This is a genomic window from Streptomyces sp. NPDC058239 (genome assembly GCF_042882185.1).
GTDB lineage: Bacteria > Actinomycetota > Actinomycetes > Streptomycetales > Streptomycetaceae > Streptomyces.
Window position 1 is genome coordinate 1 of the sequence record NZ_JBHVWS010000121.1, and the last position, 6,910, is coordinate 6,910.

1 protein-coding gene is annotated in these 6,910 nt (G+C 68.0%); it reads left to right on the top strand.

The window, feature by feature from the left end:
* Positions 1 to 10: 10 nt before the first annotated feature.
* On the top strand, positions 11 to 6,910 hold a 6,900-nt coding region (locus ACFVYE_RS47015), incomplete at its 3' end, for an amino acid adenylation domain-containing protein (RefSeq protein WP_389609719.1).

Below are 6,910 nucleotides of genomic sequence, written 5' to 3' on the forward strand. Positions count from 1 at the left end.
GGCGGATGGTTTGGCGTATGTGATTTATACGTCGGGTTCGACGGGTGTGCCGAAGGGTGTGGCGGTTCGGCATGGGGGGTTGGCGAATCTGGTGTCGGTGTTCGGTCCGTTGATGGAGGTGGGGCCGGGTGTGGGGGTGTTGCAGTTTGCGTCGTTCAGTTTTGATGCGTCGGTTCTGGATGTGGCGGTGACGTTGGGGTGGGGTGGTTCGTTGGTGGTGGCTGGTGTGGCGGAGCGGGCTGAGCCGGGGTTGTTGCGGGAGTTGGTGGTGTCGGCGGGGGTGCGGTCGGCGAGTGTGGTGCCGTCGTTGTTGGGGGTGTTGGAGCCGGCTGATCTGGTGGGTGTGGGGTCGTTGGTGATTGGTGCGGAGGCGGTGGAGCCGGGTGTTGCGGCGTTGTGGGCGCGGGGTCGGCGGTTGGTGAATACGTATGGGCCGACGGAGGCCACGGTGATTGTGGCGACGGGGGTGGTGGATGCGGATGGTGTGGATGGTGTGGTGCCGTTCGGGTCGCCGATGGCGAATACGCGGATGTTTGTGCTGGATGGGTGTTTGGAGCCGGTGGCTGTGGGTGTGGTGGGTGAGTTGTATGTGGCGGGTGCGGGTCTGGCGCGTGGGTATCACGGTCGGCCGGGGTTGAGTGCGGAGCGTTTTGTGGCGTGCCCGTTCGGTGTGTCGGGTGTGGTGGGTGAGCGGATGTATCGGACGGGGGATCTGGCGCGGTGGACGGCGGATGGGAGGTTGGTGTTCGCGGGGCGTGCTGATGAGCAGGTGAAGGTGCGGGGTTTCCGTATTGAGCTGGGTGAGGTGCAGGCCGCGGTGGCCGGTCATTCCCTGGTTGCTCAGGCTGCGGTGGTTTCTCGTGAGGACACTCCTGGTGATGTTCGCCTGGTTGCGTATGTCGTGCCGGGTGAGGGTGCGGACCGGGACGAACTTCCGGACTCGGTGCGGGAGGTGGTGGCCGGGAGGCTGCCCGCCCACATGGTTCCGGCCGCGGTGGTGGTTCTGGACGCGTTGCCGCTGACGGTGAACGGCAAGTTGGACCGGAGAGCTTTGCCGGCGCCGGAGTACGCCGTTGGTTCCGGCCGTGGGCCGTCGACGGTTCGCGAGGAAATGCTGTGTGCCGCGTTCGCCGAGGTTCTCGGTGTGGAGAGCGTCGGTGTCGATGACAGCTTCTTCGCCCTGGGCGGCCACTCCCTTCTCGCGATCCGGCTGGTGGAGGCCCTGCGGAGCCGTGGGTTGTCTGTCTCCGTGCGGGCACTGTTCGACACACCGACGGTGGCTCGGCTTGCGGCGGCTGCGTCCGGGGTGGAGACCGTTGTCGTTCCGGCGAACGCCATTCCGGAGGGTGCGCAGGCGATCACGCCGGAGATGCTCCCGTTGGTCGATCTGACCGCCGAGGAAGTCGGGCGGGTCGTGGCGACCGTGGACGGTGGCGCGGCGAATGTCGCCGACATCTACCCGCTGGCCCCCTTGCAGGAGGGCCTGCTCTTCCACCACCTGCTGGCCGACGGCGGTGAGGACGCCTACGTCATGCCGACTGTGCTGGAGTTCGACTCCCGCGAGCGGCTGGACGCGTTCGCCGAGGCGCTTCAGCAGGTCATGGACCGGCACGACACGTTCCGTACCGCCATCGTGTGGGAAGGTCTGCGCGAGCCGGTGCAGGTGGTGTGGCGGCACGCCGTCCTGCCCGTCGAGGAGGTCGAACTCGACCCGCGCGGCGTCGTTCCGGTCGAGCAGCTTCTGGCTGCCGGCGGCCTGTCCATGAATCTGGACCGCGCACCGCTGTTCGGGCTCCATGTGGCTGTCGCACCGGGGGACCGGTGGCTGGCGCTGCTGCGGATGCACCACATGGTGCAGGATCACACGACGCTGGAATTGCTGCTCCACGAAGTGCAGACCGTCCTTGCCGGGCGGGCCGCCGAGCTGCCGGAGCCGATGCCGTTCCGCACCTTCGTGGCGCAGGCGCGCGCCCAGCAGGACAGCGGGGAGCACGAGGCGTTCTTCGCCGACATGCTCGGTGACGTCGACGAACCGACCGCGCCCTACGGCCTGGTGGACGCCCACGGCGACGGCATGGACTCGGTCCAGGTGCGGCGGGACCTTGCCGCGGACCTTGAGGCGCGGCTGCGTGAGGTGGCGCAGCGGCTGGGTGCGAGCCCCGCCACGGTGATGCATGTGGCGTGGGCGCGGGTGCTTGCTGCGGTGAGTGGCCGGGACGACGTGGTGTTCGGCACCGTGCTGTTCGGGCGCATGAACACCGGCGCCGGTGAGGACGTGCCCGGTCCCTTCATGAACACGCTGCCGGTGCGGATGCGGGTGGACGAGACCACCGCGGTGTCGGCGATCGCGGCGATGCGTGACCAGCTCGCGGGACTGCTTGAGCACGAGCATGCACCGCTGGCTCTGGCGCAGCAGGCCAGTGGCGTGCCGGGGGACGCTCCTCTGTTCACCTCGATGCTCAACTACCGCCACAACGTCGTCCTCAGCCGCGAAATGGCCGAGCTCTCCGACGGCATCGGGGTGGTGTTCGTCCGTGAGCGCACCAACTACCCGCTGACCATCGCCGTCGACGACGACGGTGACGGGCTGGGCCTGATGGTGGACGCCGTGGCTCCGATCGACGCGGACGCCGTGGTGGCCCTGATGAGCACGGCTACGGAGAGCTTGGTGTCCGCGTTGGAGCGGACGTTGGAGGGTGGCCCCGACCTGCCGCTGAGTGCCGTCGAGGTGCTGGATGAGGCTGTGCGGGGTCGGTTGTTGGTGGAGTGGAACGACTCGGCGGTCGGGGTGCCGGTGGGGACGATTCCGGAGTTGTTCGAGGCGCAGGTGGCGCGGACGCCGGATGCGGTGGCGGTGGTGTTCGAGGGTGTTGAGGTGTCGTACGCGGAGCTGGACGGACGGGCGAACCGGTTGGCGCGGTTGTTGGTGGGCCGGGGTGTGGGGCCGGAGTCTGTGGTGGGTGTGTGTCTGGAGCGTGGTGTCGATCTGGTCGTTGCGTTGCTGGCAGTGGTGAAGGCGGGTGGGGCCTATCTGCCGGTGGATCCGGCGTATCCCGCCGAGCGGATCACCTTCGTGCTGCGGGATGCGGCTGCTGGGCTGGTGGTCACTGATCTCGGGTGCCGTGATCGGCTGCCTGGTGGGGAAGAGGCCGATGGCCCGGGCGTGGTGGTCTTGGACGAGCCTTCTGTGGTCGCGGAGTTGGCGGTGCTGGATGGTGCGTCGTTGTCCGCTGTGGAGCGTGGTGGGGTTCTGTCGCCTGGGCATGCGGCGTATGTGATCTATACGTCGGGGTCGACGGGCCGGCCCAAGGGTGTGGTGGTCACGCATGGCAATGTGGCGCGGTTGTTCGCGGCGACCGAGGGGTGGTTTGCGTTCGGGGAGGCGGATGTGTGGACGTGGTTCCATTCGTTCGCGTTCGACTTCTCGGTGTGGGAGCTGTGGGGGGCGCTGCTGTATGGCGGTCGTCTGGTGGTGGTCCCGTTCGGGGTGTCGCGTTCGCCGCAGGACTTCCTGCGGTTGCTGGCCCGTGAGCGGGTGACGGTTCTGAACCAGACTCCGTCGGCGTTCTATCAGCTGATGCAGGCTGAGGCGCTGGAGCCGGAGCTGGGTGAGGAACTCGCTCTGCGGACGGTGGTGTTCGGTGGTGAGGCGTTGGATCCGGCGCGTTTGCGGGAGTGGTTTGCCCGTCACCCGCAGGATGCGCCGCGGTTGGTGAACATGTACGGGATCACTGAGACGACGGTGCATGTCACGTATGCGCCGTTGGGTGTGGCTGCGGCGGCGGAGGGTGCGCCGAGTGTGATCGGGCGGGGGATTCCTGATCTGCGGTTGTATGTCCTGGACCAGCGGCTTCAGCCGGCTCCGGTCGGGGTGCCGGGTGAGTTGTATGTGGCGGGTGGGGGTCTGGCGCGTGGCTATCTGGGCCGTTCGGGGCTGAGTGCGGAGCGCTTCGTGGCGTCGCCGTTTGCTGGTTCGGGTGAGCGGATGTATCGCACGGGTGATGTGGTGCGGTGGACGGCCGGTGGTGAGCTCGAGTTCGTGGGGCGGGCTGATGCCCAGGTCAAGGTGCGGGGTTTCCGGATCGAGACCGGTGAGGTCGAGGCCGTACTGGCTGCTTGCCCGCAGGTCGCTCAGGCGGCGGTGGTCGTGCGTGAGGACACTCCGGGTGACAAGCGTCTGGTGGCGTATGTGGTGTCCGCCGGGGACACGGGCGCGGTCGTGGAGGACGGCATTGCCGGGACGGTGCGGCGGTTCGCTGCCGAGCGCCTGCCCGACTACATGGTCCCGGCCGCGGTCGTGGTCCTGGACACGCTCCCGCTGACCGTGAACGGCAAGCTCGACCGCAAGGCCCTGCCGGCGCCGGAGTACGCCGTTGGTTCCGGTCGTGGGCCGGCGACGGTTCGCGAGGAGCTGCTGTGTGCCGCGTTCGCCGAGGTTCTCGGTGTGGAGAGCGTCGGTGTCGATGACAGTTTCTTCTCCCTGGGCGGTCACTCCCTCCTCGCGATCCGCCTGGTGGAGGTCCTGCGCACGCGTGGGGTTTCGGTATCGGTGCGGGCGCTGTTCGAGACGCCGACAGTGGCTCGGCTTGCGGCTGCCGCGTCCGGTGCGGAGAGCGTTGTCGTTCCGGCGAACGCCATCCCGGAGGGCGCGGAGGCGATCACGCCGGAGATGCTGCCGCTGGTCGATCTGACAGCTGAGGAGATCGAGCGGGTCGTCGCCACGGTCGAGGGCGGTGCGGGGAACGTCGCCGACGTCTACCCGCTGGCTCCGTTGCAGGAGGGTCTGCTCTTCCACCACCTGCTGGCCGACGGCGGCGAGGACACCTATGTCCTGCCGACGGTGATGGAGTTCGACAGCCGTGAACGGCTGGACGCGTTCGCCGGCGCGCTTCGGCAGGTCGTGGCGCGGCACGACATTCTGCGGACCGCGATCGTGTGGGAGGGCCTGCGCGAGCCGGTGCAGGTGGTGTGGCGGCATGCCCAACTCCCGGTCGTGGACGTCGAGCTCGATCCGAGCGGTGTCGATCCGGCCGAGCAGCTTCTGGCTGTCGGTGGCTTGTCGGTGGATCTGGGCCGGGCGCCGCTGCTCGGGCTGCACGCGGCGGCTGTCACGGACGGTCGTTGGCTGCTGCTGATTCGCGTGCACCACATGCTCCAGGACCACACCGGCCTCGAACTCCTGCTGGGAGAGGTCGAGACGCTCCTCGCCGGCCGGGAGGAGGAACTGCCCGAGCCGCTGCCCTTCCGGACCTTCGTGGCGCAGGCGCGTGGCGGGGTGGAGCGAGCCCAGCACGAGCGGTACTTCGCCGACCTGCTGGGTGATGTCGACGAGCCGACCGCGCCGTACGGCCTGGTGGATGTCCATGGGGACGGCATGGACTCGGTTGAGGTGCGACGGGACGTCACGGCGGACCTCGGGGCGCGGCTGCGTGAGGTGGCGCGCCGTCTGGGTGTGAGCCCGGCCACGGTGATGCATGTGGCGTGGGCGCGGGTGCTTGCTGCGGTGAGTGGCAGGGACGATGTGGTGTTCGGCACCGTGCTGTTCGGGCGCATGAACGCCGGCGCCGGTGCGGACCGGGTGCCTGGTCCGTTCATGAACACGCTGCCGGTGCGGATGCGGGTGGACGAGACCACCGCGGTGTCGGCGATCGCGGCGATGCGTGACCAGCTTGCGGGACTGCTTGAGCACGAGCACGCACCGCTGGCTCTGGCGCAGCAGGCCAGTGGCGTGTCGGGGGACGCTCCTCTGTTCACCTCGATGCTCAACTACCGCCACAACGTCGGCCTCAGCCGGGATGTGGCCGACGTCGGTGAGGGCATGAGGGTGGTGTTCTCCCGTGAACGCACCAACTACCCGGTGAACGTTGTCGTCGACGACGACGGTGAGGGGCTGCGGCTGACGGTGGACGCGGTTGCTTCGATCGACGCGGACGCTGTGGCGGCGATGGTGGGCACGGCCATGGAGGGCTTGGTCTCCGCGTTGGAGCAGGCGTTGGGCGGCGGCTCGGATCTGCGGTTGAGCAGTGTTGATGTGTTGGGTGGGGTGGAGCGGTGTCGGGTTCTGATGGAGTGGAACGACACGGCGGTTGAGGGGTCGGCGGAGACGCTTTCGGAGTTGTTCGAGGCGCAGGTGGGGCGGTCGCCGGATGCGGTGGCGGTGGTGTTCGAGGGTGTTGAGGTGTCGTATGCGGAGCTGGATGTGCGTGCGAACCGGTTGGCGCGGTTGTTGGTGGGTCGGGGTGTGGGTCCGGAGTGTGTGGTGGGGGTGTGTCTGGAGCGTGGTGTCGATCTGGTGGTGGCGTTGTTGGGTGTGTTGAAGGCGGGGGCTGCGTATCTGCCGGTGGATCCGGAGCTTCCGGTGGAGCGGGTGGAGTTCATGCTCGGGGATGCGGGTGCGGTGTGTGTGGTGACGGGTCGGGCTGTGGCCGGGGTGTTGCCGGGTGGTGTGCGGCAGATTGTGTTGGATGATCCGTCGACTGTGGTGGAGTTGGCTGGGTTTGATGGTTCGGTGTTGTCGGTTGTGGAGCGTGGTGGGGTGTTGGGGGCGGGGCTTGCGGCGTATGTGTTGTTCACGTCGGGGTCGACGGGGCGGCCGAAGGGTGTGGTGGTGTCGCATGCGGGTGTGGTGAATCGTCTGGGGTGGATGCAGTCGCGGTTCGGGCTGGTTGCGGGTGAGCGGGTGGTGCAGAAGACGCCGTTTGGTTTTGATGTGTCGGTGTGGGAGTTCTTCTGGCCGTTGTTGGAGGGTGGGGTGTTGGTGGTGGCCCGTCCGGGTGGTCATCGGGATCCGTTGTATGTGGCGGGGTTGATTGAGGGGGAGGGTGTGTCGACGGTGCATTTTGTGCCGTCGATGTTGGAGGCGTTCTTGCGGGAGCCGGCTGCGGCTTTGTGTGGGGGGCTTCGGCGGGTG